Source organism: Acidithiobacillus sp. (assembly GCF_049965315.1).
In the GTDB taxonomy this organism is placed as follows: domain Bacteria; phylum Pseudomonadota; class Gammaproteobacteria; order Acidithiobacillales; family Acidithiobacillaceae; genus Acidithiobacillus_B.
The window spans coordinates 1-601 of record NZ_JBMFWL010000073.1 but is presented as its reverse complement, the minus strand read 5'-3'; the positions used below and the strand labels follow the sequence as shown (position 1 = coordinate 601).

Below are 601 nucleotides of genomic sequence, written 5' to 3'. Positions count from 1 at the left end.
AATACGGCCAGAAGAATGAGCAGAACCACCATACGTCTGCGGGTCACGGTTGTGGCCCCAGACCCATTTCCCGAACCCATGCGAGCAGGGCGGATGTTATAGGTCCGTCACGCCCGGGTAATCCGCGCCCCATGAAGTAGCGCACCGGCCAGACACCGATGAGGCTGTTGCTGAAAAATATTTCATCAGCATCCTGAAGCATCGCCAGTGGCCAGTGGCCCAAGCGGGTCGGCACGCCATGCGCCTGCAACCACGCCAGAATGGCGGCCCGCTGAACACCGGCAATGCCGCCGTTTTCCAGTTCCGGAGTATGGACAACACCAGTCGTTACCCAAAACAGATTGGACATGATGCCCTCGCGCAGCAGTCCAGACTGGTCCAGCATGACCCCTTCGGCATATTCGGAAGCCAGGGCATCCCGGGCCATAACCTGGTTCAGGCGATTGAGAGATTTGACGCCGAGATACGGTGCACCGGTGAGCAAGGTGACCTCGCAGGTTGCGGCGGAGATGCCGGGATCCCAGTAGTGCGGGTTTCGCTCCGGCCACTGGGATAACCACAGATAGCGTCGGGGAGGGCCGGCGTCGGCGCTGCCGTACCC

1 protein-coding gene is annotated in these 601 nt (G+C 61.1%); it reads right to left on the bottom strand.

Features of this window, described 5'->3' with window-relative positions; translation table 11 throughout:
• Nucleotides 1-43: 43 nt before the first annotated feature.
• A partial coding sequence (locus ACP5MM_RS09845; protein WP_427934537.1) for an aminotransferase class IV occupies nt 44-601 on the bottom strand: 558 nt, incomplete at its 5' end.